Source organism: Paenibacillus sambharensis, from assembly GCF_003233845.1.
In the GTDB taxonomy this organism is placed as follows: Bacteria; Bacillota; Bacilli; order Paenibacillales; family Paenibacillaceae; genus Paenibacillus_I; species Paenibacillus_I sambharensis.
Window position 1 is genome coordinate 123,123 of the sequence record NZ_QKRB01000028.1, and the last position, 26,205, is coordinate 149,327.

The following is a 26,205-nucleotide window of genomic DNA, read 5'->3' on the forward strand; positions in this document are numbered from 1 at the left end:
ACTGGAAACCGAAGCGCAGTCAGCTGCCCAAGCGCCACAGCTGCGATTGCTGCCATTGTCACAAACCTACACACAACCCCTGTCATCATGAGCACTGTGAGCCCCGTCACCATTCACATGGTCACAACTGTCACGGTCACCGTAAACCAAAATGCAAGAAAATCATCAAGACGGTTAAAAAGACTTACGTAACGAAGGTTTGCTACAAGCCGAAGGTTACAAAGCACTGCTACAAAACCGTCTCCTATAAGCATTACTAGAGCTTCCTTGCTGGTTAATAGAAGAGCAGGCAGAGCCCGCACGGGACTCTGCCTGCTTCAATTATGGTTGGAAAGAATACTGGCTGATCACTCTTGCCATCAATTGTTATCTTCAGAAGTCCTAAAGAGCAGAACACTTGCTTCAAGCTGACTGGCCAGTCTGCTTAAGTTTGTCGACGCTTCAGCCATACGTTCAATTTCGCTCAGCTGCTCCTGATAGGAAGAGGCAGCAGCAGAGATATGGTTAGCTGATGTATCTGAGATCGAAGCGATGTCTGTTATGGTTGTCTTCACCTGCTCAACGCTCGCAGTGAGCTCTTGAGAGGTGGCCGAGACATGCTGAACGTTAGCGTCTACCAGCTGAGTTGCCTCCAGTATCCTCTTCAGTGACTCTGTAACCTGCTGCACGGCATGGACGCTTGCCTGCGCCCCTTGGGCATTCTGTTCCATAGATGAAGCTGCAGAAGATGTCTGCTTTTGAATATCCAGAATCATATCCATGATTTTGTCAGAGGACTGTTGAGTCTGTTCAGCCAAATTGCGGATTTCTCCTGCGATGACCTGGAACCCTTTGCCATGCTCTCCCGCACGGCTTGCCTCAATGGAAGCATTCAGCGATAAAATATTGGTTTTACTTGCGATTCCGTGAATGAAGGAAGCGAATGAGCCAATTTCGCCCGAGAGCTGATTGAGTCTCAATATAGTTTCTCTTGCAGACAGAGTGGAAGCGAGCAGGTCCTGAATTTGTTCACCCGCATGTTCGGCATTTTGGCTGCCTTCCTCAAACTGATTAAGTGTTTCCTGGGATGATTCTGCTATTTCAACTGAGAAGTTTGCGATGTGTCTGACATTGCCAGCCATTTCGTTCATCGCAGACGCCCCTTCATGCGCTCCGGCCGCCTGCTGCTCTGCGCCGCGGCTAACAGATTGCATGGTGGTATGGAATTGTAAAGCAGAATCCTTCGAATTATTGATACTTTGCAGAAGGAAGCGGGAGGAGGCGCTCACTTCGTTTGAAGTTGTACGGATCGAATGCACCAACGCGCTTAGATGCTGCACCAGTGTATTAATCTCAGCGGACAACTGGCTAATCTCATCTCGTCCCTTTAGTGTGAAACGCTGGCTTAGATCTACTTTTCCTGCAGCAAAAATCTGCTTAGTCGTTGCCGTGAGCCGTTTAATCCGCCGCTGAACCAGGAACTTGGTAAGAACGGACAGCATCAGCATGATGGAGATAAACATGAAGCCGTACTGCATGAGAAGCTGTTCCCGCTGCTTCGCAATCATCATGTCTGCCTTTTCCTTCGACATCGCAATCCGGACGGCTCCCCAGTGATCTCCGTCAAAATATAGGGGATAGGAGATGTCCCACATCGTAACAATCTTGCCTTCGATCACACGCGGATAGGTCTGAACGAGAGGGGCTTCCTTGTTGGTGTAAGCCGCCGCGCGGTAACCAATAGCATCGTTAAATACGCGGTTTGCCCGATATTTTTGGCTAAGAATGTCCTCGCTGCCCCACTTATCCACCGAAGATTCCCCAACAGGACTGTATTCCGTATTGTGGGTGGCAATAAAGCCCGCCGCCTCCTTATTCTCGGAAAACGCGATAGGGAGCGCAAACACAACAGCATCACTTAGAGCCAAGCTATCTATAATTCCCTGCCAGCGTTCGTCCGTATATCCTTCGTAGACACTGGTGAATTTCTGCTCATACTGCCACAAAGGAATCTCAGAGCCATCGAACAACAGCTGCTTGGCAGCCGCATATTCAGGATCCTGCTGCCTCAGCTCGGCAACAGCCTCATTCTCGGAGAGAGGGGTAAGGGAATCATCAAACAACAGTTCTCGCAGCTGCGGGCCGCTTATCTTGTCGCCAGTTGAGAGTGTAATGCCGTTCCGTATATCCTGTTCTGTAACGCTCTCAATCGTCCCAGCAAGAGCTGTAGCGAAAGATTTGCCTTCTTCCATAAACTGATCGGTAATCGGTTTACTGACATGACTGTAGCTCCATCCATATAAAGAGGAGAATAAAATAAGCAGGACAGCACCGATACTCCATAGAAATTTCCCTGTCAATGTTTCAAATCCCAGCTTGCGTGTAAATGCTGCCATGTTTGTTATCCCTCCCAGATGCCTGTTAACGCTTACATAACGCTTGATGTTAATGCTTAAAATTAGTATATAGCAAGGGTCGATACCTGTCGATAAATATCTGAATAATTTGTCGAATTCATATGCTAAATATCACATCCGTAAATAATATATAGTTTCGATTAAGCTCCGGGTGATGGTTTATCACCCTCACCAAAGCAATGAAAGCTGCTTATATATAGTAGCGGTACTCATTAAAGTTAGTTTGGAAGAGAAGAAGGGAGAGTAAGTCTATGAGGACACCAGCTATGCGAATGCCATTAAGAGTTCTCCTTGGATGGCTGTCATTTGTCATTGGGCTCGGACTCGCAGTGGCAGCAGCACAGGTGGCTGAGGCATATGGGTTTCAAAGAGAAGCGATTCAAATTATATTGGCGGTTGTGACCACAGGGGTATCGGTCCCACTGATTTACCTGCTTCGGAAATATGCTGACAGAAAGCCTTGGAGCGGCCTGGGCCTGAGTTCCCCGCCGCAGGGGCTTGCCTATCTGCTAAAGGGGGCAGGACTGCTTCTCTTGTCGACCGGCATAACACTTCTCACTGGTCTTGTATTTGGCTGGATCAAGGTGGTCGGTGTTCAAATCCCGGCCGAGACGTTGCTCGCCATGATGATTAATCTCTTAATTGCTTTCTTCTATGAGGCATTTCCCGAGGAGCTGGCATTCCGGGGGTACATTTTCCAAAACCTGAATACGAAGCTGCCATCATGGCTTGCCCTAATCACTCAGGTATTGCTGTTCATATTAGCTCCCCTGGCAATCATCGCAGGTCTTGTCGCTGCAGGTATAGGTTCGTGGGATGCCGTGACTTGGGAGTATGTCCTAACATTGGCGGTTTTCGGCACGGCTCTGCAGCTGTCCCGTATTCTATCCGGCAACTTATGGATGTGTATCGGCTATCATTTGGCATGGCTTGAAATGGTCCGGTATATCGTTGTACCTGACAGCGGGGCAATCATCGAGGTTGAGTACCTGTCGAGGAACGGATACTATCTTATTCACATCGGAACGATCGTATTAAGTATCATAATTCTGCTAGTTTGGTCCAGAAGGGGAAAGCTTCGGCCACTCAATTGGATGAGCAAAGCAGCAGATGACTGAGGATAAGCGGATAGCTGTACACAAGGAGAGAGCGGCCGTGTCCGCTCTCTCCTTGTTTTAGCTTACCTGTCTGGCAGATCTCCATCATTATTGGCTCGCTTCCAGGTCTTCAATCAGCCGCTTCATCTCACTGATTTCTTCCCGCTGGGATTCGATAATCTGGTTGGCGAGCTCTTGAACACGCGGATCAGAGATGTTCGCCCGCTCACTTGTAAGAATGGCGATAGAGTGATGTGGAATCATCGCTTTCATCCAAGCTACTTTCTCTTCATTTAAGTCCTCCTGTCTGACTGGTTATTTAACGGTAAATTTTCGTTATGCCGTATTAACCCTGCTCTTGTTCGATTAAACAGGTGAAATTGTCGTATAGTTCAACCAGCAGCGAGCGTTTATTGTTTGCCAAGCAGGAAACAATGGGATGGAGGAGTCGTATAAATTCACTTAATAGGAGCCTCGAAGATGAATCTGTGGCTGACCTTATCGCTGGCGCTTGTGCTTGCCCTTATCCACATACTGGGGAAAATCCGGCTGGTTAGCTCCATGATGAGCAAGAGTTGGGTGCTCTCCTTATCCGGAGGAATTGCGGTTTCGTATGTGTTCATCCATATACTGCCCGAACTCAGCCATCATGAGGCTGTTCTTAAGAGAAGCAGCGTTCACTGGCTGGAATTTGTTGAGAAGGATGCCTATCTGGCCGGCATGACTGGTCTTGTGCTTTACTATGGCTTACAGCGATTTGTCAGGGGAAGCAGGAAGGGCAGTCCCAACTATAGGGAAGCCCGGATCTTCTGGATACATACTGGCTCTTTTGCCGTTTATAACGGTTTGATCGGTTACTTGCTGGTCGACCGTTTTCAGAGCGGAGATTTAATGAATTTACTGTTGTATTTTGCTGCAATGGGCATGCATTTCCTGGTCAACGATCATGCTCTGCATGAGCATCACAGGGACAAGTATAACAAGTACGGCAGATGGCTGCTGGCACTGTCTGTACTTATCGGTTGGGGATGCGGGATAGCGTTCGATATACCCGATTATGCTCTATCTTTACTCTTCGCCTTCCTGTCAGGGGCCATCCTTGTGAATGTTATGAAGGAGGAGCTGCCTCACCAGAAGCAGAGCAGCGTGTGGGCATTTTTTCTCGGAGCTCTTGTCTACACGGTTTTGTTGTTCGTGAGTAACCGGTGAATTATTTCAGCTTAACAAACCAAGGGGGGTTTACAATGGAATGGTCGCAGCTGTTTATCAGAATTGTCTTAACGTACCTCTTCCTCATGCTGTTCTCACGATTGGTCGGCAAGAAGATTATATCCCAGATGACGTTCTTTGATTTTATTGCAGGCGTAACGTTCGGCTCGCTTGGCGGCACGATTATCCTTACGGATAAAGTTCCGCTAATCCAAGGCCTCGCCGCACTCGCAGGTTTCTCTGTGTTGGCAATTGGAACGGACTGGTTGACACTTAAGAGCCGTTTGCTGCGAAAGTGGTTTAATGGCAAAGAGGATTTGCTGATTATTAACGGCGTGATTGACCGCAAGGCCTTAGAGAAATCCAGAGTTACCATGGATGATCTGCTCATGCAGCTGAGGAAGAAAAATGTATTTTACCTGGATGAGATCTCCTTTGCCTTCCTGGAAAAGGATGGGACGGTTACCGTTCAAAAGAAAGGGGCGCTGCTGCCTGTAACCGTTCAGGATATGAGTCTGAATTCTATGGAAAGGGGGGTGCCGCGGTTACTATACATGGATGGCTCTCTTGCGGATGAACCTTCCAAATCTCCTATAAAACCTGATATAACGGTCGATATGATTCGGGAGCAGTACGGTGATGAGATTGACCCTAAGGAAATTCTCATCGCACAAGCGGATCAGAACGGCCGGATCTTCGTTGCCCGAGGAGACGAGAGAGATAAGATGAACCGGAATCCATAGTAAACAAGCGCGCTTCAAATCCAATATTGTATTTGCGGATTAGCCCGTGTTAAGATTCTAGCAGAATTTTGTGAAGAAGGAGGCCAGACGCTTTGATTTTGTGGACGCATAAGCTGCGTAAACACACGATTATTGTATTCACGTTTTTACTCGTTTTCTCGCTGCTGCCGCTTTCCTTCAACGACAAGCCTGCAAATTTAACAGAGACAAGGCTGTCAGCTGATGAATCTGTTTTATCGGCTGCTGTCTGGAAAACAACCTTGTCCGCCAAGATCAGCAAGTATTCTCCTGTGCAGCTGCCGCATGTTCGAATTGCTTCTTTGCTAACCTTTGCTTTGGTTTCTTCCATCTATCGAAGGAAGCTGTTTATCCCGCTTCGGCTGAAGCAGCTTCTGCTCTACCCTCTTAAATATACATCTACTTTTGTGGCTGTATCTCCATATACACGAATGCCTGAGTAATCAGAGTTCATCTATATGGGGAGTGTAAGGCATGGAGCAGTGGATTCACGATATCATATTGTTTTGGAAAGAATTGTCGTATGCTGGTGTTATCGTCATGCTGTCGATCGAGATTATTCCGGGCGAGCTTATTCTGCCAATGGTCGGGTACTGGGTTCATGAAGGGGATATGGGGTTCGTGCTGGCAGTTATGGCTGGAACAACTGGCGGTGTCACAGGCCCGTTAATCCTTTATGCGCTGGGACGTTACGGCGGAAGACCGCTGCTTGAACGTTATGGCAGGTATGTTCTGTTGGGCAGTAAGGAATTAGAAAAGGCAGAGCGGTTTTTCGATAAATATGGGCCTGGGGTGGCCTTTTTCGGCCGGTTTATACCCGGTGTTCGAACATTAATTTCTTTTCCGTGCGGAGTCGCCAAGATGAGCTTGACCGTTTTTATAGTGTACACAGCGCTGGCTATGCTGCCTATCACCTATGCATACATTTATCTTGGTATGAAGCTTGGAGAGAATTGGAGTCAGGTCTCAGCGCTATTGAAGGAATATTCATTCCCGGTTGCCGGCTCAATGGTAATCATGCTAGTTATCTATATTGGATATAAGCGCAAGATAAACAAATGATTTATTAACAATCAGGTTGTCGAGGCTATCAGCCGTACCTTCGAGCTGGAGGCAGCGGATATTAAGATACTGAAGGCCGTCATTAAGTTCGCCAATGGTTCCAAACTGGAGGTGAAGCGTGAAGCGGAGGATGCTGAAGAAGCTGGAGATTGAAGTGAAATTTTCAACAGGCGCTAAGCAGGAATACAAGTAGGATAATGACTGATATAATGTGAAGCAAGCATATATGTATTAAGGCAGCCGAGTGCAGACAATACTCGGCTTCTTTTGCGTTTGAGGACACTCAAGAAGGAGGGGATTTCTGTGATATTTAAATTAGATGAGGCGATGATTGTGCTTGAGCGGACACCGGCCATACTAGAGAATTTACTGATCGGATTGCCCAATAGCTGGCTGCATACCAATGAAGGCGAAGGGAGCTGGACGGTAACAGAAGTCGTTGCGCATCTTACCGAAGGAGAGAGGACCAACTGGCTGCCAAGGCTGGAGATGATTCTGGAAGAGGGAATAGGCAGGACATTCCCGCCCTTTAACCGGAATGCGCATCTGAAAGCAGCAGAGGATAGGGATTATCCAATTGAGACAATACTTGCAGCGTTTCGCAGGGAGAGAATGGGCAGCCTGAAGAAGCTGAAAGCACTTGTTCATAGCGAAGAACAGCTTGAAGCTGCTGGGCTTCATCCCGATTTTGGAGTCGTTAAGGCGCGCGAACTAATCTCCACTTGGGTAGTGCATGACCTGACACACATGGCACAGATCATGCGCATTATGGGCGGGAGGTACCGCGCAGATGTCGGCCCCTGGATTGCCTATCTTGGACTGTTGAAGTAGACATACAGAGACAGACAAGGACCGATTAATAAGTAAGTTCGACTACAAGATTAGAAAATGCAGATCATGTATACTAAACATCATAGAAGAATGATAGAAGGAGAATCGATGAATTCATGACGCTTCAACAGTTGAAATATGTGATTGAGGTTGCGAAGCAGGGCTCGATTAACGAAGCAGCCAAGCGGCTGTTCATCTCCCAGCCAAGCCTCTCCAACGCGATAAGAGATTTGGAGCTTGAAATGCAGATTACAATCTTCGAGCGTTCCAATAAAGGCATTACCTTGTCGAAGGACGGGATTGAATTTCTCAGTTATGCAAGACAGGTGGTGGAGCAGGCTGAGCTGCTGGAAACAAGGTACCTTCATGCGAAGCCTTCCACGCAGCATTTCTCGGTGTCTACGCAGCACTACGCATTCGCAGTCAATGCCTTCGTACAGCTCGTGCAGGAACACGGGCAGGAGGAGTATGAATTTGCCCTGCGTGAAACGAAGACGTATGAAATTATTGAGGATGTCCGTAACCTGCGCAGCGAGATCGGCATTCTGTATCTGAATGAGTTCAATGGAAAGGTTATTAACAAGCTGCTTAAGGATGCTAATCTGCAGTTCAACAGCCTATTTACCGCTAAACCGCATATCTTCATCAGCATTCGCAATCCCTTGGCCAAGCAGCCGGCCGTAACGATTGAAGAGCTGAAGCATTATCCCTACCTTTCGTTTGACCAAGGTGAATATAACTCTTTTCATTTCTCTGAAGAGATCTTAAGCACCTTAAACCACCCCAAGAGTATCCGCGTCAATGATCGGGCAACCTTGTTTAACCTGTTGATCGGGCTGAACGGCTATACCATCTCTACCGGGGTATTAAGCGCTGATCTCAATGGCAACGAAATCATTCCAGTTCCGCTGGATTGCGAGGAAAGCATCCATGTAGGCTGGATTTCTCATCGCAGTATGCCGCTCACCAGGCTTGGAACCGCATATGTTGAAGCATTGAAGGAGGCGATCAGCTGATCGCCTTGTTTTTGCATTGAGCTATAGTCTGTAGATATAACTGAATATAGTTTTCTGGATTTACCTTATAGCTAGCCGTCCATGGTATCTTTCTTGTAATCACTCATGATCCACATTATGGCAGGAGGCGTTAACAAGAATGGTACAAAGCAGTGTGTTGGGTTACCCGCGTATTGGCGAGAACAGGGAATGGAAGAAGGCGCTCGAGGCATTCTGGGCGGGCAAGCTTCAGGAATCTGAACTGCAGCACAAGCTGCAGGCGATCAGGTTAAGTCATCTCAGCAAGCTGCAGAAGAAGGGGATCGACATCATCCCTGTAAATGACTTCAGCTATTATGACCATGTGCTGGATACAGCTGTGATGCTTGGAATTGTACCAAGCCGGTTCAGTTACGAGGGACACGGCCCCGTGCCGCTGACCACCTACTATGCTATGGCACGAGGCAGCAGGGAAGCACCGGCATGCGAGATGACGAAATGGTTTAATACCAATTATCACTATATTGTACCCGAGTTAGATGGCTCATCGCCCGTCCTCACAGAGAACAAGCCGCTGTCCGCCTACCGTGAAGCGAAAGAGCAGTTGGGCATAGAGGGGAGGCCGGTCATTCTTGGTCCTCTGACCTTCCTGAAGCTGTCCAAGGGGTACAGCCTGAGTGATACAGATGAGTGGCTGGAACGGCTGATCCCGCTGTATGGGCAAATTCTGCAGGAGCTTGAAGCTGAGGGTGTGCAGTGGGTGCAGATGGATGAACCTATCTTGGTAACTAAGCTGGAACCGGTTGATCTCTTGCGGCTGCGGAGTAGTTATGACTATCTCACCAAGCAGGCTCCGGTTATCCGTATCATGCTGCAAACCTATTTTGAATCCGTTGACTATTATGATGAGCTCGTTACACTGCCTGTTCAAGGTATTGGCCTGGACTTCGTACACGGCTTGAAAGATAATCTGAATTCAATCAAAACCAAGGGATTCCCGGAGAATAAGGTCCTTGGCGCGGGTATCATTGACGGACGCAGCATATGGAGAGCGCCTCTGGATGACAAGACAGCTATTCTGGATGAGCTTGGAAAATCCGTGTCTGCTGACAGACTGCTGCTTCAATCCTCCTGCAGCCTGCTGCATGTTCCGGTAAGCCTTCGGCAGGAGAATCAGCTTCCTGCTGTGTTGAGGAATAATCTGGCATTCGCAGATGAGAAGCTGGATGAGCTCGTTCTGCTCACCAAGGCAGTAGCACAGGGGGAATCCGTTGTTGCGAAGACGGTGGAAGACGTACGCCAGGCGGCCCAGTCACTAAAGGCATCTGAAGAGCGCAGCCGGGGGGATGTTCATCTGGCTATAGCAGCTATTAGAGAACAACCGCTTGAGCGCAGCCGGCCTTTTGCCGAACGCTATGCCGTTCAACAGGCAAAATGGCAGCTGCCTATGTTCCCTACAACTACAATCGGCAGCTTTCCGCAGTCCCAAGAGGTGAGAAGAGCCCGTCAGTTATGGCGCAGGAAGGAATGGAACGGCGAGCAGTATACCGGTTTTATCCGCAGCCAGATTGATAAGTGGATCGGGCTGCAGGAGGAGATTGGTCTGGATGTACTTGTGCACGGAGAGTTTGAGCGGACTGATATGGTTGAATTCTTCGGTGAGAAGCTGGCCGGATTCGCCTTCACACAGAACGGCTGGGTGCAGTCATACGGTTCCCGCTGTGTCAAACCGCCGATTATTTATGGTGATGCGGCTTATATTGGTGAGATGACTGTGAAAGAAACCAGCTATGCGCAGTCCCGGACCCGGCGACCGGTTAAAGGGATGCTGACCGGGCCAGTCACGATTCTTAACTGGTCGTTCGTGAGAGAAGATATTCCGAGAGAAGCTGTGGCCTGCCAGCTGGCTTACGCCTTAAGACAGGAAGTGGAGGCGCTGGAGAGAGCGGGCATTGGCATGATCCAAGTCGATGAGCCGGCACTGCGGGAAGGACTTCCCTTGAAGGAAGCTTATCACGCTGAATACCTGTCTTGGGCGGTAAGGGCGTTCCGGGCAGCGACCTGCACGGTGCAGGATACTACCCAAATTCATACCCATATGTGTTACTGCGAATTCCATGACATGATTGATTCAATTAAGCAGATGGATGCCGATGTGATTTCCATTGAAACCTCACGCAGTCACGGAGAGCTGATCCGCAGCTTTGAACAGGAGACCTACGAGCTGGGCATCGGCCTCGGGGTCTATGATATCCATAGTCCGCGTATACCCCAGCCTGGCGAGATGATCGCCATGATCGAACGTGCTCTGCGTGTGCTTGATCCGAAGCTGTTCTGGATCAATCCTGACTGTGGACTGAAGACAAGGGGAATAGAAGAAACAGCAGCTTCACTGCGAAACATGGTGGAGGCGGCCAAGGCTATCCGGGAGAAATATGCCAGGCTGACCCATACGCTATAGTTAGCTTACTTACTAATATTAAGAATCTTTAACAAGACCGATCCAGTATTGACAGGTATCTGGAAAATTATGTATAGTAGGCTTTGCCGTACTGTAAGAAGTTTCCATACCCTATATTGGAGAGGAGATCAATGAATGAAGAAGCTGCTGGTTTTCATGCTTCCTGCTCATGGTCACATCAATCCCACTTTGTCGGTAGCTAACGAATTGGTACGCAGAGGATATGACATCATCTATTATACAACTGAGGAATTCAGCACAAGGGTCCGCGGCGCGGGTGCGGAAATAAGAGTAATCGGGGAGGAGTTTGGTTTTCGCTCTTTATTAAAGGATGGGGAGGGAATTCCCCCTGAGCATGTGACTCCCGAGGACTTCTTTCATCACTTGAACGTTCACATTCAGGAGTCCAGCCGGCTGCTTGACCAGGTGAGGGCTGAAGGTGCGGATGGTGTGATATGTGATCCCATGTGCATGTGGGGACGGACGATTATAGAACAGCTTCATTTTCCCCATGTCATGTTTTATTCGGGTATTGTAATTACAACCGATTTACCGGCATTCCAGAACATCTCATCAATGTTTGACGGAGAAGTTTCCGAGCTGGTATCGAATATGTTCAGAATGAAGGATGAGCTTATTCTTGCACCGATCCCCCGGGAATTTCAGCCTGACGCTGAATATCTGAAAGGTTCCTGTGAGTTTATCGGGCCGACAATCATAGACAGGACGAATGAAATAGACTTCCCTGTTGACCAGATTAAGGATCACCCTACTATTTATATATCGCTTGGCAGCATCCTTCAAGATCCCGGATTCTATGACATGTGTATCGATGCCTTTGCAGATTCGGATTGGAAAGTGGTTATGGTAGCCAAAACCATGCCGGCAAATAAGCCATCGAATTTTCTGATCTATCCTTTTGTGCCGCAGCTGGAGGTTCTGAAGCATGCTGACCTGTTCGTTTCTCATGGCGGCATGAATTCGGTTATGGAATCTCTCTGGTATGGGGTACCTCTCATTACTGTTCCGCTAACCTCTGACCAGCCCATGGTAGCCGCCCGTGTGGAAGAATTGAATTTGGGATTAAGGATGGATATAAGCACGCTGAATGCGGACCAGTTAAAGGAAGCCGCTCAGTCGGTTACCGGCGATGTAACCATCAGGGAGAGGGTAAGAGTCATGCAGGCTGCCCTGCATCAAGCAGGCGGAAGCATCAGGGGAGCTGATTTGCTGCAGGAGTATTTTTCAAAGAAGGAATCGGTCGTTCAATAGTGGCGCCAGGTCTCTTGCGATATTCAGCTTCATCGTATTCCTGTTGTTGATAGCGGGGGAGCAAATCCCCCGTTTTTTTTGCATGTTGTAAGACCAAGAGAGCTGTCAGGCCTTAACATCCTGTGTCAATATACCGAAATAACTCTTACAAGGTGTTGACGACTACAAGCAGGAAGTGAGCGGTTGGACGAATGAGCGAATATAATTTCCAAGTTAATCTTAAGGGTATGATTGATCTGCTATCCAACCATCTGTACAGCAATCCTGGCGTGTTCATTCGAGAGCTTCTGCAGAACGGAGCAGATGCCGTAACCGCCCGCAAGAGATTAGGTCATAACCTGTCAGGTAAAATTACAGTGGAGCTGTTCCCCTCCTCCCATACTTTAGCTGTCCAAGACAACGGGATCGGACTGACAGAGCGTGAGATTATACAATTTTTGGCTCAAATCGGCCATACGTCCAAACGGGAAGATCCCGATAGCGCCGACGAATATATTGGCCAATTCGGTGTGGGACTGCTGGCCTGCTTTGTCGTAAGTGAAGAAATCGTGCTTATAACCCGCTCTGCTATGGAAGGGGATTCAATTGAATGGCGGGGCAGACCGGACGGAACCTATACCATCCGCAAGCTGGACCGGGAAGTGTCAATCGGAACGACGGTATACTTGACGCTTAAGCAGGATTACGAAGAGTATGGGGAATGGTACCGTGTCTATGAGCTGCTTGAACATTATGGAGCCTATCTTCCTGCGGCAATCTGGCTGGTTGAGGACGGCTATGAGTGCAAGGTTAATCATGACAAGGCGCCTTGGTCTATGACCCGCGAAGAGGCTCTCGCTTATGCCAAGGATGAATTGAATCTGGATTGTCTGGATGTCATAGAGCTGCGCTCAACAGTCGGAGAGGTAGAGGGCGTAGCTTATATCCTGCCTTATCCTGTCAGCCTGCAGGCTGAGAGAAGGCATAAGATGTATGTGAAGCAGATGCTGCTCTCGGACAAGATGGACAGCATTCTGCCATCCTGGGCTTTCTTCGCCACTTCCGTAATCAATGCCAACGGCTTAAGACCCACGGCCTCCAGGGAAGCCTTCTATGAGAATGATATCTACTATGCCGTCCAGAATGAGATGGGAGAAGTAATCAAGCAGCATTTTCGCCAATTGGCAGAGCAAAATCCGGAGCTTCTCCGAAGAATCATTCGAATTCATTATTCTTCATTGAAAACGCTGGCAGAAGAGGACGAGGATTCCTACGAGCTGTTCATTCCTTACCTTGCGTTCGAGACTTCCGAAGGAACCCTGGAAGCAGAAGAGCTGGCCGTCAAGACTAAGCATATTCTGTTGACTTCAACGCTGGATGAATTCCGCCAGATTTCAAGAGTTGCCAAGGCACAGGACCTGCTGGTTGTGAACGGCGGATATGTGCATGATTATCAGCTCATCCGCAGGCTTCCGGATGTCTATCCTGAGCTGGAGGTCACGATTGTAGACCCGCTCGAGTTCTTCCAACGGTTTCAGGAGCTGGACCGGGAGGATACGGAGCAGATGAGCCCTGTATTAGAGATGGCGGATGCCCTGCTTCTTCCTTACCAATGCAAATCCGCTGTCCGGTGGTTTGAGCCTGCCGATATTGCAGTCCTGTATACGACAAGTGAAGATGTCGGATTCCTCCGTATGGCTGAATCGGGAAGAGATGAACTGAACGAATTGTTTGATGAGGCGGCAAGTATTATCACCAACGAGATGCACGAACTGCCGTTCGCCCGGCTCTGCTTCAACTATAACAACCCGATCGTGCGCAAGATGGCAGAGTGCAAGGATCTGCAGATTCAGGACCTGACGATCAAGTCGCTTTATACCCAGTCACTTCTGCTTGGGAGCTATCCGATGCAATCGGGAGAGCTCCAGATGATGAACGAATCGTTCATGACTTTGCTTAACCTTGGCTTGGCGAACACGGGGGGCGGCGTCTCATGAAGGAACGCTACGAGCAGTTAAGAAGCAAAGCCTGGAGCATGCCGTCAGGCAATCAGAAGCTCCGGGTTCTTGAGGAGAGCATTCGCCTTGCAGATGAGTATATGTCGAAGCAGCAGGCTTATGATGCCCGTATGGATTATACCGATGAGGCTCTGATGTGCGGCTGCGGAGAGCGGATGTTCATCTCCTTCGGCTGGTGTCTGTCAGAGTTTGAACGCAATCCCGGCGATTACTCATCCCACCACATTCTCTGGCATTATAAATGGATATTGAATCAGGTTTGGCGCTTTACCGATTTTCCCTTAGAGCTGATCAACCGGATGTTCGAGGACTTCAAAACCAAGTGCCTGAAGTATGATTATCATCTGGGTCCTTACTATAAGAATTTACGTGCTTTCGCAATGGCTAGGGGCGATGTTTCAGCGGCGGCGGAGGCTTACCTGGAATGGAAGCGAGCCCGGCGGGATGCCCTGTCTGACTGCCAAGCATGCGATCATGACGCGCTCGGCCAACATCATTATCAGCTGGGACATTATAAGCGAGGGCTTCAGAAGGTGAAGCAAATATTTGATGGGAAAATCAGCTGCAGATCAGTTCCCAAGAACACGTACAGCAATGCGCTGCTTCCGCTGCTAGAAGCAGGCCGGGCCGAGCAGGCGGCAGCTATCTCACGCAAAGGCTTGCGACTGCTTGCAGAGGGGAGAGGCGATCTCGATTATTATGCTGATTACCTCCGGTATTATGCCATCGTTGATCTGCCGAAAGCCAAGCGGATTGTTGAAAGGCTGACACCCTATGCGCTGCAAACCAGAGAAGACTGGACCCGGTTCAAATTTCTGCTGGCAGTTCGCATCTTCTTTAGTCAATGGTACAGAAAGAAGAGACGGTCAGTTCCAGCTGTACCGCTGCATGTTACACCTGAGTGGGTACGGGATGAATGTGACAGGCTGGCAGCAGCCTTCGATAAGAGAAACGGCAACAGTCACTGCAGCTCGTTGATCGAGCGTCAGCTGGAGCAGGCACAACGGCTCTCCAAGGAGACTAGCCGCTAACAGCAAATTGCCATTCACGATAACATGCCGCTGCGAAGCGGCTTTTTCACTATTCATCGCAGTGTTTATCAAGCAGCCTCAATGACAGAGCATGAAGAATAAGCAAGTTAATGATAGGGGATGATAGAAGAGCCGGTTATGGAGGAGGTTAATGATATGATCTATATTTACAATGATTTCGGCGGCACGCATACCACTGTCTTGGCAGCCTCGTATCATCTCAAGAAATTGACGGAGGACAGGGAGCCTACCGATAGTGAAGTGCTTAATCTGCACAATTTCAACAAGCTTGTGTCCAAGGACCGCGGCAAGCTCTTCTACCATGGTACGGACGAGGAGGGAAGCCGGGTATATACAGTAGCCAGAGGGGCGTCCAAAATACTAGTGCCTGGTATAGTAAATACGCTGGCAATGCTGGTGGATGAGCACAAGCTGGAGGAGAAAATTATACTATCTAATACGTCCCCGACCGTACCGTTTCCCATGACAATCGGCGGATTCCTGTCCCGTGCCTTGAAGATGAATACGATCGGTGTACCTTTGATCCTTATGGGAGTCAAGCAGACCTATCAGAATATCATTGATCTGGTGCATCATACCAAGTCGGAAGCCAGAGCAGCATCCACACAGATTGTCGTTCTGGACAATCCTGAAATGAAGAGCAAGGCGCGTATTCTTTAAGGGTTAATTGCTGTTCGTTTTGTCTGGCTTCGGCTTGAACGAGAGGAATAACACAGCTGCGCTGAGCGTTACGATGAACAGCAGCAGAACTGCAAAGGCTAACGAGCCGCCTGCTGTGTGATGCGAGGCTCCGTGTGAGGCATGCAGCCAATTGCAGGCTCCTATAGTTCTAATAATTGTATACATAATTGCGCCTCCCGTTTCACAATGGATTGCTCGCTACCGTATGGAACAGCTGCATCTCATGCTCGACTTCTCAGCTTCCGTTGGCAGCATATGAAGAAGCATGGCCACGATCATCGGCACAAAGACGACCGTATTGTAAAATAAATGCAGCTCTACTCGAGGGACGACCAGCTGGATAAGGCTCGTCGCGGCAGCAGCGCCTCCAATATTATGACCAGCCAGTGCCTGACCAAGAAGAAGAGCATGCTCGATATGATGCCAGAACTGGATGATAAGCGCTATTCTCCACCAGACAAGTGACTTTCCGGTAAACCCTCTCTGAAGCAGGAAGAAGAAGAGGAGCATGACGATTGCATACCCATAATGCAGCCATTCAGAATGTACCAGCCAGGGGTAATAATAGCCAATCAAGCCCAGCGCTTCAGGGCGTGACCAGCCCATCACCCAAATTTGATAGGCTTGTGTCAGATGCTCCGCCCAATGAAGGAGGGTAACGGCAAGGAACAGCCGTAAAGACCATTCGTGCCAGGCGGTGTTCAAGAGAGACAAGAAGGAGCGGCGGTCATTCGGGTTAATTTGCGTATGCTCTGGTTTCATACTGTTTAAGATTCCTCCGTTATGAATCAGGATTTAATGGACGTTTCAGTCGCATCTGTTCCTCATTATAGGGAGGAGGAGAGCATGTTCACTCGGTTTATTATGACAATAAGCAGCACCTCCGGCGAGGCAGCCATGCCGGAGGTGCTGCTTGTGCGTTTAATGTAGAGCGAACGAAGAGATTATCCTGCGCGTTCTCGACAGCTTCGTCGGGCAGAGCAGGAGAGTCTGTCTTATCTTCGGCCTCGATTGATTCCATGTATGTGGTTTCCATGTATGAGCTCCTTATGACAATTTATTGCATGCGGACATATTATTCGTAAGCTGGTCTCAATTATTCGGAATAGATAATTTTAACTTTTGACGGACATCTAGTCGAGGGAACGACGGTTAAGCGGCTGTCTTGCGCCAATCCCCCGGGTAAGGGGTATAATACATTGGAAGAAGTAAACACTAGAACCGCAATATCGCGGATTACAAGCTTTTTATCGGGTGCTAGTAGATGTTCAGATAAGTGATGAAGGCGGTGATAGAATGTCAGATAATAAAGCGGTGGTAAAGATAGGATGGAACTTTGATAACAGCTATGTACAGCTCCCGGAATCATTTTATACCAGACAGGAACCAATGCCGGTTCGTGCACCAGGGTTGGCAGTTCTAAACGAGACGTTGGCGGAATCGCTAGGACTTGATGCGGATGCTTTAAAGAGCCATGAAGGGCTCGCGGTTCTTGCTGGTAATAGAGTGCCTGACGGTGCTGAACCTCTCGCGCAGGCTTATGCCGGACATCAGTTCGGACATTTCACCATGCTTGGCGACGGTAGAGCAGTGCTCCTGGGGGAACAGGTTACACCAGAAGGCAGCCGGGTGGATATACAGCTGAAGGGGCCAGGCAGAACACCTTATTCACGCAGGGGCGACGGGCGGGCGGCACTCGGCCCGATGCTACGTGAGTATATCATTAGTGAAGCGATGCATGCCCTAGGAATACCGACTACGCGCAGTCTGGCTGTAATTACAACAGGGGAACCGGTATTTCGTGAACAAGAGCTGCCTGGCGCCATACTTACCCGGACTGCCTCTAGTCATATTCGTGTCGGGACCTTTCAATATGCTGCTAATATGGGCACAGGACAGGACTTGAGAGCCTTGGCTGACTATACTTTGCAGAGGCATTATCCGGATATCGCAGCAGATGATGACCGTTACTTAAATTTGCTGCGGGCTGTGATCAAGCGGCAGGCTGCGCTGATAGCACAGTGGCAGCTGGTGGGCTTCATTCATGGCGTCATGAACACGGATAACATGACCATAAGCGGCGAGACGATTGACTATGGTCCCTGCGCGTTCATGAACGCTTTCGACCCGGCTACCGTGTTCAGCTCTATCGACACACAGGGAAGATACGCTTACGGCAATCAGCCGCCTATTGCGGCATGGAATTTGTCGAGATTTGCGGAATCACTGCTGCCGCTGCTCCATCATGACGAGGATCAAGCCGTCAAGCTGGCGGAAGAAGCGATCTCCGACTTCCCAGGTTTATACCATGGGTACTGGCTCGCGGGCATGAGGGCGAAGCTGGGTATTCGGAATGAAGAAGAGGAAGATGAGACACTTATCAAGGATCTGCTGGGTATGATGCGTGAACACCGTACTGATTATACGAACACCTTCCGGGCGCTTACCCATGACAGAATAGAAGAGACTGGCCTGGCCAATGCAGAGCAGTTCGGCAAGTGGTATGAGCGTTGGAAGGCAAGACTCGGGGGGCAGCAGGACGCATGGGAAGCTTCCCGCGAGCTGATGCGGTCCGCCAACCCGGCCGTCATTCCGCGTAATCACCGGGTCGAAGAGGCGCTGGATGCTGCCGTTAAGGACGGAGACTACAGCGTCATGGAGCGGCTGCTCGAAGCTTTAAAGCATCCGTATGCGCATAATGAGTTACAGGGCGACTACTGTACGCCGCCCGAGCCGTCAGAGCGTCCTTACCGTACCTACTGCGGTACATGATCGCAGAATGAAAGGGAGAAAGGGCATAATAATTGCCTTTTCTCCCTTTTTTCATTATTCCGTATGACTTTACTCATAATGGAAGACTGTTTCGTTATGATAGAATGGAAGGAAGAATCCATGTTAGTCAGGAGGAATTGTAATAATGAAGAAGCTGTTGATCGGGGTTACAGGATTGGTTGTTGTAGCATTGGGGGTGTTGGTCTGGTCGTTAAACTCGGGCAGCAGCGGGGCCGATCATGCTGGGAGTGAGGATATTACAAAACTCGTCGCTGATTTAAGTAAAGGTGATATTAAAGCACAGTCCGCCTCGATCGATTCCCATCAGCTCATTGTCATAAACAGCGATAACACTGAGTCAACCTACGAGCTTCCCAAGGATGAATTTTTTGTCTCCATTGCTCCTTACATCAATGATACTCATCCCTGCGCGATCCATAACCTGGCTACCTGCCGGGGTGAAATGAAGAATGAGAAGTTTGATGTGTTGATTGTAGATTTGGAAGGCAGCGTCGTCTTGAGCGAGACCATGCAGTCCCAAGCTAACGGATTTGTGGACCTGTGGCTGCCGCGAGACCGGAAGTACCGGGTAACCATCACGTATGGAGACAAGACTGCTACGTCGGAAATTTCTACATTTGAAAATGACAACACCTGTATAGCGGATATGCAGCTAGTGTAGACAACAGCATAATTGCACACCACTTTTTAACGGTCCCCAGCGCAGAAGATTTAGCGCCGCTTGGGGGCCGTTTTTGGTAGGTTGCTGACTGTCCATTAACTGTAAAAAAGTATGTGGAAAACAACGCCATTATCAAGGATAACCATTGTGTTTGGATACGAAGATGAAAAATAGAACGCACATCTTCTTGTTTCATTCGTCTCACAACGGTTAATAAGATCACGTAACAGGAAAACAACACCATACAAAAGGAGGAATTAGAAATGGCTGACAAAAACAAAAACAACATGACGGTGAATGAAGCAGGGCGCAAAGGCGGCGAGGCTACTTCCGAATCTCATGGCAGAGAGTTCTATCAAGAGATCGGTAAGAAGGGCGGCGAAGCCACTTCCGATTCCCACGGTAAAGAGTTCTATCAAGAGATTGGTAAGAAGGGCGGCGAGTCCACTTCTGATTCCCATGATAAGGAATTCTACCAGGAGATCGGCTCTAAAGGCGGCCGTGCACGCGCTGACCAAGACGGCGAAGACGGCAAGATGAGCTTGGAGGAAGCGGGCCGCAAAGGCGGAGAAAGAAGCCGCGGAGGCAACCGCGACTAACATAAAGCAATCAGGAAACCCAATAGGACTGGTGCGATAACAACTTCCTAGAATATACACCACGAGAGTATCACCGTTGGGACTGACACGGTGGAATGAAGCGAGGAGACAAAAGCTGATGAATCAAGCTGATAAATATAGCTGGCTTTGAGCCTGCAATCTGAAAGATGATTGCAGGCTTTTTGCTGTCATTGTAATAGAAATTATCCGTTTCTTCAGGCCAGAAACAGGGTTTGACGAAGGACGCATCGAGGAACAGCATAATTATCAATCGTAGACATATAGGTAAAAGCTAATTATTCAATCGTACATAAGTCTTATGCACTTATGTACGATTTTTCTATGTATTAAGCGCCTGTCACTTCTCGCAAGCGATTCCGTCCTTATCACGGTCGCTCTTCTTGTTGGCATCGTATAATTCCTTGGAGACATGCGGCTTGTGCTTGGTCTTGCCGCCTTTATTCTTGGTGCTTGACGACTTGGCGACACCACCAGGGTAATCCTTGTTAAGCTCTTTACAATTCTTGTAGGTCTTTGCCTGATCGGCGGCATTAACCGGTACAGTGCCTATACATAACGCAGCGGCTATTAGTGCGATCATGAACTTCTTCATCTTGCACCTCTCCATTTCTTGATTCACGGGATTTCAGTCGACTTTCCGCCTTGAACATGTGGTAATGTAATATTATCATCAAGGTGGCAAGTATGGCAAAGGAAATGAGGGATCACAGGTCTTATGATCAAAGCGGTTATTTTTGATTTTGATGGTACCATTCTGGATACGGAAACACCGTGGTATGATGTCTTCTGCGAGATATACAAGGAGCACGGCGCCGCATTCAGCCGGGAGATTTGGGGGACGGCTGTTGGCACCCAGGGAACGGATCTTTACGCGCCGCTTGAGCAAATGCTTGGCAGGCAGCTTGACCGTGCCGAGCTTAAGCGGTCTCAATATCAGAAGCACGAAGCCATCTTGGAGCAGCAGGACATCAGAGAAGGTGTCAAGAAGTATCTGGATGATGCGAGAAGGCTGGGCCTCAGGATTGGCCTGGCTTCCAGCTCTGAACGCAAGTGGGTGACCGGGTTCTTGCAAAAGCACGGACTCTTGGGTTATTTCGATGTGCTGCGGACCAGGGATGATGTAGTGAGAGTGAAGCCAGATCCAGAGCTCTACATACAAGCATTGCAAGCACTCGGCGTCACGAACGGGGAAGCAATCGCAATCGAAGACTCGCCGAACGGGGTGCGTGCTGCAGCAAGAGCAGGGCTGTGCTGTATTGCAGTACCTAACCCAAGCACAGCTGAGCTGCTGTTTGACGAGTTTAACGGCGTTAGAGTGGATTCATTAACCAGCATTAGTCTGGAAGAAGCCATATTAAAATTCACGATAATGTAGAAGCAGCGACAAAGCAGAAGATAATTTGACTGTGCCAAACGGATGCCGCTAAAGACAGGGCATCCGTTTGGTATATTTTGCATACAAAAAAATGGTGTCTGTAGCAATTTAGCAGGGTTTGTCCATGCATGAGCGGTGGTAAGAACAAAAGAATACCTGGGTTGAAAAAGAGGTGAATGATTATCCATACTCCAAAAGGCAATGTGATCTACAGGAAGAAGGAAGGCCGTAGAAGCTATAAGGTGATCAAATTTACGAAGTGCCAGTTAATCATTCATGACCGGCAAGTTCTTGTTCCAATATTGAACGATACGATGGTTTCAATATGGTATATTGCAGGGTCGATCTGTTTCTTCTACCCGGTTAGTAAGGACACAGGTGTACTGTTGTTCTTGCTGGGCAGCATACAGCTGTTTACCCGCAACCTCATCAGGATTATGAAGTCATTCCAAATCAAGATGGCATCAGATAACAGAAACAACAGCCGTAAGACCGAGTGATTGTGCAGATATCCCCTGTATTCTAACAACGCCAGCCTGACTGATGCGCGTCCTCAGGAAAAAAAACTTGTGAACCAAGTAAATATCAACGGGTAATTCAGGGATTCCCCCGACATACAAGGAGCGGTTCGCATATTACAATAGAAGTAATGATTCATCCCGCTGCAGCTTTAGAAACAGGAGGAACGGCCATGGATGAAGTGACGCGAAAGGTTATAGACAGAATACTGGATGAACTGAGAAACACGGCTTCTAGTGATCTAGCAGCCTTAGCTTGGAAGGATGAGGAAGGGCGGCGCATCCGGTGGATTGCTGCATCCGGAAACCGTAACGAGCGATTTAGACGCATGGCTCTGAAACCGGGCAAGGGAATTACAGGGGAAGTGCTGCGCGCTGGCCGAATGGTAGTGATTGCGCAAGCCGCTGGAGATACAGAAAGTACAGCTTGTGATCATCCGATCATGCTGGCTGAACAATTGCAATCGGCAGTTGCCATCCCGGTATTAATTGATCATAAAGCTTACGGCGTTCTGCTGCTCGGCAATCGGTCATCGCCTCTGGACGCCGATGCGCTCCTGTCAGCAGCCGGGTCGGTGACCGAACAGCTGTCAAGACTATTTAAGCCTGCAGGATAACTGTAAGGGAATAATGCGGAGTTCGCATTATTCCCTTATTTTGTGCGATCAAGCGATTGCCCTTGCCGCCTGTCGGGTAATACCTGTTTTAGGAGGTGACTGAGATGGCAGGAGATAATGAACATACCGTTCCCTTACATACAGATGAGCTGCTTCGAGTACTGGAGAGGACCCTCGAGATTGAGAACGAGCTGCTGAGAACCTACGTCATTGCTTCGGAGAGAATTCAGGATAATGAGGAGCTTCGGGTTCGCTTGCAGAACTTTGCGGAAGGCAATGCCAAGAGGACACGCCAGCTAATTGATGAAATTAATCACATCAAAGGCCAATTGTAACCCCAGGCGCAATTAAGACACGACAACAATACCAATATGCAGCTTATAGAACCGGCCCGATTACCAATTGTAATCGGGTCGATTCTATATGGTTTCCGCAAATCTAGAGGAGGGTGTGTGTATGCAGAACTGGATTACCGATTTCATGGAGTCCTACGGATATTTCGGCATATTTCTTCTAATAGCGCTTGAAAATGTGTTCCCGCCGATTCCTTCGGAAATCATTCTCACCTTTGGCGGTTTTATGACTTCATCTTCAGAACTTCATATATGGGGTGTTGTCGCGGCTTCAACCGCCGGATCCGTTGCTGGTGCTTTGTGCATCTATGGTGTTGGAAGAATGCTGTCAACGAGCAGGCTGGAGGAGATGGTCCAACGTCATCACAGTCTGCTACGCGTGAAGCCGGAGAATATCCGCAAAGCACAAGCATGGTTTGACCGGCATGGCATGCCAGCTGTATTCTTCTGCCGTCTGCTGCCGCTGGTCCGCAGCCTGATATCCATCCCAGCAGGGAGCGCGTCGATGAACCTCATTGCCTTCATTCTGCTGACAACACTCGGTTCCTTGATATGGAATACGGCACTCGTATACTTGGGAGCGGCTGTCGGTTCTTCATGGAACGAGATTACAAGCTATCTGGATATCTATTCTAATATCGTGTACGGACTAATTGGTTTAAGCCTAGCTGTCTTCGGGTTTCTGTATATCCGCAGGAAAAAGCAGAACAGCCGCAGTAAGGAACAAAATTAAGGCCGCGACTGAATTAAGAGTTGACCTTAAAGCTGCTTGAAGGTGTATGATTTAACCATACAAATTTAAGCAGAACTGGAGGACACATTACGATGAATAAACCTTACTTCAAGTTTGACGGCGGCTTTATTATGGTGCCCTGGGATCAATTCGACGAGGCTGTTGAATGGTATGGTGAAAAGATGGGTTGGCAATTGAAGGGCACCGCAGATACCCCCGTTGGCAGGAAGGCCTTCTTCGGGCTTCCCGGCATGGGACAGGCTAATCTCAAGGCTTTCGAAAGCGGGATTGATCATTTTACACGTGATGGATACGAGGAAGGACACTGCAGATTCTGCTTTCAGACAGGTAATCTGGATAATGCTTTAGTTTATTTCAAGGAACAGGGTGTGACATGTTCAGACCCAGTGGTAATGCCTGATGGCAGCCGGTCCGCGGACATAACAGCGTTTGGCGGAATTAGACTTTCCCTGAATGAAGACCGCAGCCTTGATGGACAGTTTCCTGATTCGCGTGTAATTCAGTTTGCTTCCAAACCATTGTGGCTGGGTGTAAGCAGGCTCAATAACGCAATTGAATGGTATGGACGTTACCTTGGATTAGCCCTTTCTGATACGGACTACTCAGACAAAGGCTTCGCTTTGATGCAGGATGACAGAGAAGGATGGGACGTGGCTTGGCTGCAGCAGGTCGATATGACGCCCGGTCAGCCCAAGGCGAACCCGGGAGCGCGACTGTATTTTCACATAGAGAGTCAGGAAGACTTTAACCAGGCGAATACATGGCTTAAGAATGAGGGGATTGAAGTTTCGGATAGTGTGGGAGAACGCTGGCAGGGATTTCACTTCTACGACCCGGATGGCAACCGCTTGAATGTGTGGACTTATTATTAAGTGACAGGGGAGATACAGGTGCAGGGAAAAATGACGATTCAGGCGTTCTCAGACCGGACCGGTCTCCCTGCCAGTACGCTGCGTTATTACGAGAAGGAAGGTCTGCTCATACCGGACATACGGGCCGATAACGGCTACCGCCTCTATAACGAAAGTCAGGTCCCGCGAGCCATCAAGCTTCATTCTCTGCGACAAGCAGGGGTAAGTCTAGCCGAACTGAAGGCGTATCTTGCGGCAGAGCGAGCCGAACAGGCGGATTGGCTTGAGAAGTGGCGGCAGGATATCGATTCCAAGATCCAATCACTGAACGCAGCCAAACAATATTTGCACGGCATCAAAAGTCAGGATGAGCATGTTCGGCTGGTAAAATGGGATACGCCTGTTCATATGCTCTGGTTCCGCAGCCGGGTCGAGCGCAAGCTGAATCCATTCGTAAAGGCCATTGATGAAGGGGCAGAGATGTTGAGCAGCTATGATCTATTACACACTCAGGAAGCATTCATCCGGCAGATCCAGATGGATGGGGATGAGATGCTGGGGATTATTGGTTATCGCCTTCGCGGCAAGCATGCCATTCCAGATGAATTGCAGAAGGCTGGTGCCTTCATTGAAGCGGTATCCCCGGCATTATTCGTATCGCTCGACTGTCTGTCTAATGATCCTTACGCATGCTTTGGTCATATGCTGGTTCTGCAGTCCTTCGGCTTTGAACCAGCTGGTCCCAGTATGGAGAGACATTACTTGAACGATAAGCTTCATTATGAAGTGATGATACCGGTTGTGTACGGGACACCAAAGCTGTAGCTGCTGCATGGACAGCTGGTCTGCTATACAATATGATAAACTGGTCCAGATGGAATATAATGCACCGGGATATCCCGGTGCTTGTTTTGGATAAGCCTCGCTAGATAACGCATTCCCGGCTCCTCGCTTTCGGCATGCCCCAGCGTCATCAGTGTCTTATTCCAGCCTTGATGCGCCGCATCCCTTACATATTCTGGTGTTTCCCACTCAGGGCCTTCTCCTGCCAGGACAAGATCGAGCCGCTTGTCTTGCAATAGAGGGATAGCCATTGCGCCGCCTCCCCGGTAGCCAACCAATACGCCGATCCGGCTGTAAGTGCCGGATAACTGTCCGGACACCCGCAGATAAGCAAGACCAAGCTTACTCTTGATATAGGACCCGAGTTCAGGCAGATTCATACCGGGAATCTGAAGTACGGCAGCAGCCGGCAGCACTTCTTCAACATACCGCTCCCAGCCGAGAGATTCGAGCAATCCCGTCATGATGATATCTGGTTCATGCTTATGGCAGTGGTCATGGCAGCGGTAGACCGCGAGCCCGGATTCTTCAAGGAGCCGGCGCTTGGTTCGATATACCGGATCATTCTCGTCCAAGCGGTGGGCGTGGTGACTGTAATATAAACCCTCGTGGACGATCAGAAGATTAGCGCCCAGCTTCAAGGCCTGTTCAATCACGTGCTGTGTGGGCATGAAGGCTGTGGCAATTGCTGTTATAGCGGTATCCGGCAGGCCTGTTTCCAGCTTGTCGACGCCGAGGCGATCGGAGCAGGCAGGTAAAACCAAGCCATCGGTCACTTCACGAATGGTCGTTAACATCAGCAGCTTCCTTTCTAACGGAAGAGTCAGGGTTTAAATAGCGAATGGAACGGATGTTGATACCGATTATATCACCTTCATTTTAGGCACGGGCAGGGCGTTTAGGCAGGTGAACTATAGGATTTACTTCGTAAAACTTAGTTCCTGCTGTACGGGAGGTCTGTATCGTTAACAGCCGCTGTTTAACGACGGATGGATGTTTGCAAAAA

At 49.0% G+C, this 26,205-nt stretch carries 28 protein-coding genes; 22 read left to right on the forward strand and 6 right to left on the reverse strand.

The annotated features are described in order from the left end of the window. Positions 1-359: 359 nt before the first annotated feature. Positions 360-2,375, reverse strand: a complete 2,016-nt coding sequence (locus DNH61_RS03215; RefSeq protein ID WP_111145230.1) for a methyl-accepting chemotaxis protein — start codon at positions 2,373-2,375, stop codon at positions 360-362. A gap of 272 nt (positions 2,376-2,647) precedes the next feature. Here DNH61_RS03215 and DNH61_RS03220 point away from each other — a divergent pair, with 272 nt between their 5' ends. Further along, positions 2,648-3,514: a CPBP family intramembrane glutamic endopeptidase gene (locus DNH61_RS03220; RefSeq protein ID WP_245947888.1), complete on the forward strand. Its 867-nt coding sequence runs from the start codon at positions 2,648-2,650 to the stop codon at positions 3,512-3,514. 87 nt (positions 3,515-3,601) lie between these two features. Here the strand turns inward: DNH61_RS03220 and DNH61_RS03225 are convergent, their stop codons facing one another. Beyond that, positions 3,602-3,766, reverse strand: a complete 165-nt coding sequence (locus tag DNH61_RS03225) for a DUF305 domain-containing protein (protein ID WP_220036915.1) — start codon at positions 3,764-3,766, stop codon at positions 3,602-3,604. 207 nt (positions 3,767-3,973) lie between these two features. Here DNH61_RS03225 and DNH61_RS03230 point away from each other — a divergent pair, with 207 nt between their 5' ends. The 11 genes from DNH61_RS03230 to DNH61_RS03280 all read left to right on the forward strand — a co-directional run bounded on the left by DNH61_RS03230 (position 3,974) and on the right by DNH61_RS03280 (position 15,793). Continuing rightward, positions 3,974-4,702 (forward strand): hypothetical protein, encoded by a 729-nt coding sequence (locus DNH61_RS03230; RefSeq protein WP_111145231.1) that lies wholly within the window; start codon positions 3,974-3,976, stop codon positions 4,700-4,702. 35 nt (positions 4,703-4,737) lie between these two features. After that, positions 4,738-5,445 carry a DUF421 domain-containing protein gene (locus tag DNH61_RS03235; protein WP_111145232.1) on the forward strand — a complete coding sequence of 236 codons (708 nt, stop codon included), beginning with the start codon at positions 4,738-4,740 and terminating at the stop codon, positions 5,443-5,445. 92 nt (positions 5,446-5,537) lie between these two features. Further along, positions 5,538-5,906, forward strand: a complete 369-nt coding sequence (locus DNH61_RS03240; protein WP_111145233.1) for a hypothetical protein — start codon at positions 5,538-5,540, stop codon at positions 5,904-5,906. A gap of 31 nt (positions 5,907-5,937) precedes the next feature. Further along, complete coding sequence (locus DNH61_RS03245; RefSeq protein WP_111145234.1) at positions 5,938-6,525, forward strand: DedA family protein; 588 nt, start codon at positions 5,938-5,940, stop codon at positions 6,523-6,525. 303 nt (positions 6,526-6,828) lie between these two features. Continuing rightward, on the forward strand, positions 6,829-7,356 hold the full coding sequence (locus DNH61_RS03250; protein ID WP_111145235.1) for a DinB family protein: 528 nt from the start codon (positions 6,829-6,831) through the stop codon (positions 7,354-7,356). 116 nt (positions 7,357-7,472) lie between these two features. Then, positions 7,473-8,372 (forward strand): LysR family transcriptional regulator, encoded by a 900-nt coding sequence (locus tag DNH61_RS03255; RefSeq protein WP_111145236.1) that lies wholly within the window; start codon positions 7,473-7,475, stop codon positions 8,370-8,372. A gap of 139 nt (positions 8,373-8,511) precedes the next feature. Continuing rightward, positions 8,512-10,812, forward strand: a complete 2,301-nt coding sequence (gene metE, locus DNH61_RS03260) for a 5-methyltetrahydropteroyltriglutamate--homocysteine S-methyltransferase (RefSeq protein WP_111145237.1) — start codon at positions 8,512-8,514, stop codon at positions 10,810-10,812. Between the two features lie 135 nt (positions 10,813-10,947). Beyond that, on the forward strand, positions 10,948-12,084 hold the full coding sequence (locus tag DNH61_RS03265) for a nucleotide disphospho-sugar-binding domain-containing protein (RefSeq protein ID WP_111145238.1): 1,137 nt from the start codon (positions 10,948-10,950) through the stop codon (positions 12,082-12,084). Between the two features lie 191 nt (positions 12,085-12,275). After that, entirely contained in the window at positions 12,276-14,060 is a 1,785-nt protein-coding gene (locus tag DNH61_RS03270) for an HSP90 family protein (RefSeq protein ID WP_111145239.1), read from the forward strand. Continuing rightward, the gene (locus tag DNH61_RS03275; protein ID WP_111145240.1) at positions 14,057-15,112 is read left to right on the forward strand and encodes a hypothetical protein; all 1,056 of its coding nucleotides are present in this window, start codon (positions 14,057-14,059) and stop codon (positions 15,110-15,112) included. Before DNH61_RS03270 ends, DNH61_RS03275 begins: the two co-directional genes overlap by 4 nt. A 156-nt stretch (positions 15,113-15,268) precedes the next feature. Further along, positions 15,269-15,793, forward strand: a complete 525-nt coding sequence (locus DNH61_RS03280) for a DUF3189 family protein (protein ID WP_111145307.1) — start codon at positions 15,269-15,271, stop codon at positions 15,791-15,793. Between the two features lie 3 nt (positions 15,794-15,796). Here the strand turns inward: DNH61_RS03280 and DNH61_RS03285 are convergent, their stop codons facing one another. Next, complete coding sequence (locus tag DNH61_RS03285; RefSeq protein ID WP_111145241.1) at positions 15,797-15,979, reverse strand: hypothetical protein; 183 nt, start codon at positions 15,977-15,979, stop codon at positions 15,797-15,799. A gap of 33 nt (positions 15,980-16,012) precedes the next feature. Continuing rightward, positions 16,013-16,576, reverse strand: coding sequence for a hypothetical protein (locus DNH61_RS03290; protein ID WP_111145242.1), 564 nt, complete (start codon positions 16,574-16,576; stop codon positions 16,013-16,015). A gap of 534 nt (positions 16,577-17,110) precedes the next feature. Here DNH61_RS03290 and DNH61_RS03295 point away from each other — a divergent pair. From DNH61_RS03295 to DNH61_RS03305, 3 genes are all read left to right on the forward strand, one after another. Beyond that, entirely contained in the window at positions 17,111-18,586 is a 1,476-nt protein-coding gene (locus DNH61_RS03295) for a protein adenylyltransferase SelO (protein ID WP_111145243.1), read from the forward strand. A gap of 145 nt (positions 18,587-18,731) precedes the next feature. Next, complete coding sequence (locus DNH61_RS03300) at positions 18,732-19,268, forward strand: CueP family metal-binding protein (RefSeq protein WP_111145244.1); 537 nt, start codon at positions 18,732-18,734, stop codon at positions 19,266-19,268. A gap of 263 nt (positions 19,269-19,531) precedes the next feature. Beyond that, positions 19,532-19,867: a KGG domain-containing protein gene (locus DNH61_RS03305; RefSeq protein WP_111145245.1), complete on the forward strand. Its 336-nt coding sequence runs from the start codon at positions 19,532-19,534 to the stop codon at positions 19,865-19,867. A 358-nt stretch (positions 19,868-20,225) separates the two neighbouring features. Here the strand turns inward: DNH61_RS03305 and DNH61_RS03310 are convergent, their stop codons facing one another. Continuing rightward, a complete protein-coding gene (locus tag DNH61_RS03310; RefSeq protein WP_111145246.1) occupies positions 20,226-20,480 on the reverse strand; it encodes an excalibur calcium-binding domain-containing protein in 255 nt (84 codons plus the stop codon). A 123-nt stretch (positions 20,481-20,603) separates the two neighbouring features. Here DNH61_RS03310 and DNH61_RS03315 point away from each other — a divergent pair, with 123 nt between their 5' ends. From DNH61_RS03315 to DNH61_RS03345, 7 genes are all read left to right on the forward strand, one after another. Continuing rightward, entirely contained in the window at positions 20,604-21,263 is a 660-nt protein-coding gene (locus tag DNH61_RS03315; RefSeq protein WP_111145247.1) for an HAD family hydrolase, read from the forward strand. A gap of 176 nt (positions 21,264-21,439) precedes the next feature. After that, entirely contained in the window at positions 21,440-21,763 is a 324-nt protein-coding gene (locus tag DNH61_RS03320) for a YrhK family protein (RefSeq protein WP_111145248.1), read from the forward strand. A 191-nt stretch (positions 21,764-21,954) separates the two neighbouring features. Beyond that, positions 21,955-22,398, forward strand: a complete 444-nt coding sequence (locus DNH61_RS03325) for a GAF domain-containing protein (RefSeq protein ID WP_181438565.1) — start codon at positions 21,955-21,957, stop codon at positions 22,396-22,398. Positions 22,399-22,502: 104 nt separating this feature from the next. Continuing rightward, a complete protein-coding gene (locus DNH61_RS03330; protein ID WP_111145250.1) occupies positions 22,503-22,733 on the forward strand; it encodes a hypothetical protein in 231 nt (76 codons plus the stop codon). A gap of 121 nt (positions 22,734-22,854) precedes the next feature. After that, a complete protein-coding gene (locus tag DNH61_RS03335) occupies positions 22,855-23,484 on the forward strand; it encodes a DedA family protein (RefSeq protein ID WP_111145251.1) in 630 nt (209 codons plus the stop codon). Positions 23,485-23,576: 92 nt separating this feature from the next. Next, the gene (locus tag DNH61_RS03340; protein WP_111145252.1) at positions 23,577-24,377 is read left to right on the forward strand and encodes a VOC family protein; all 801 of its coding nucleotides are present in this window, start codon (positions 23,577-23,579) and stop codon (positions 24,375-24,377) included. A gap of 18 nt (positions 24,378-24,395) precedes the next feature. Further along, positions 24,396-25,181, forward strand: a complete 786-nt coding sequence (locus DNH61_RS03345; protein ID WP_111145253.1) for a helix-turn-helix domain-containing protein — start codon at positions 24,396-24,398, stop codon at positions 25,179-25,181. Positions 25,182-25,204: 23 nt separating this feature from the next. On the opposite strand, the gene DNH61_RS03350 is transcribed toward DNH61_RS03345, so the two are convergent. Then, positions 25,205-25,996: a Nif3-like dinuclear metal center hexameric protein gene (locus DNH61_RS03350; protein WP_111145254.1), complete on the reverse strand. Its 792-nt coding sequence runs from the start codon at positions 25,994-25,996 to the stop codon at positions 25,205-25,207. Between the last annotated feature and the right edge of the window lie 209 nt (positions 25,997-26,205).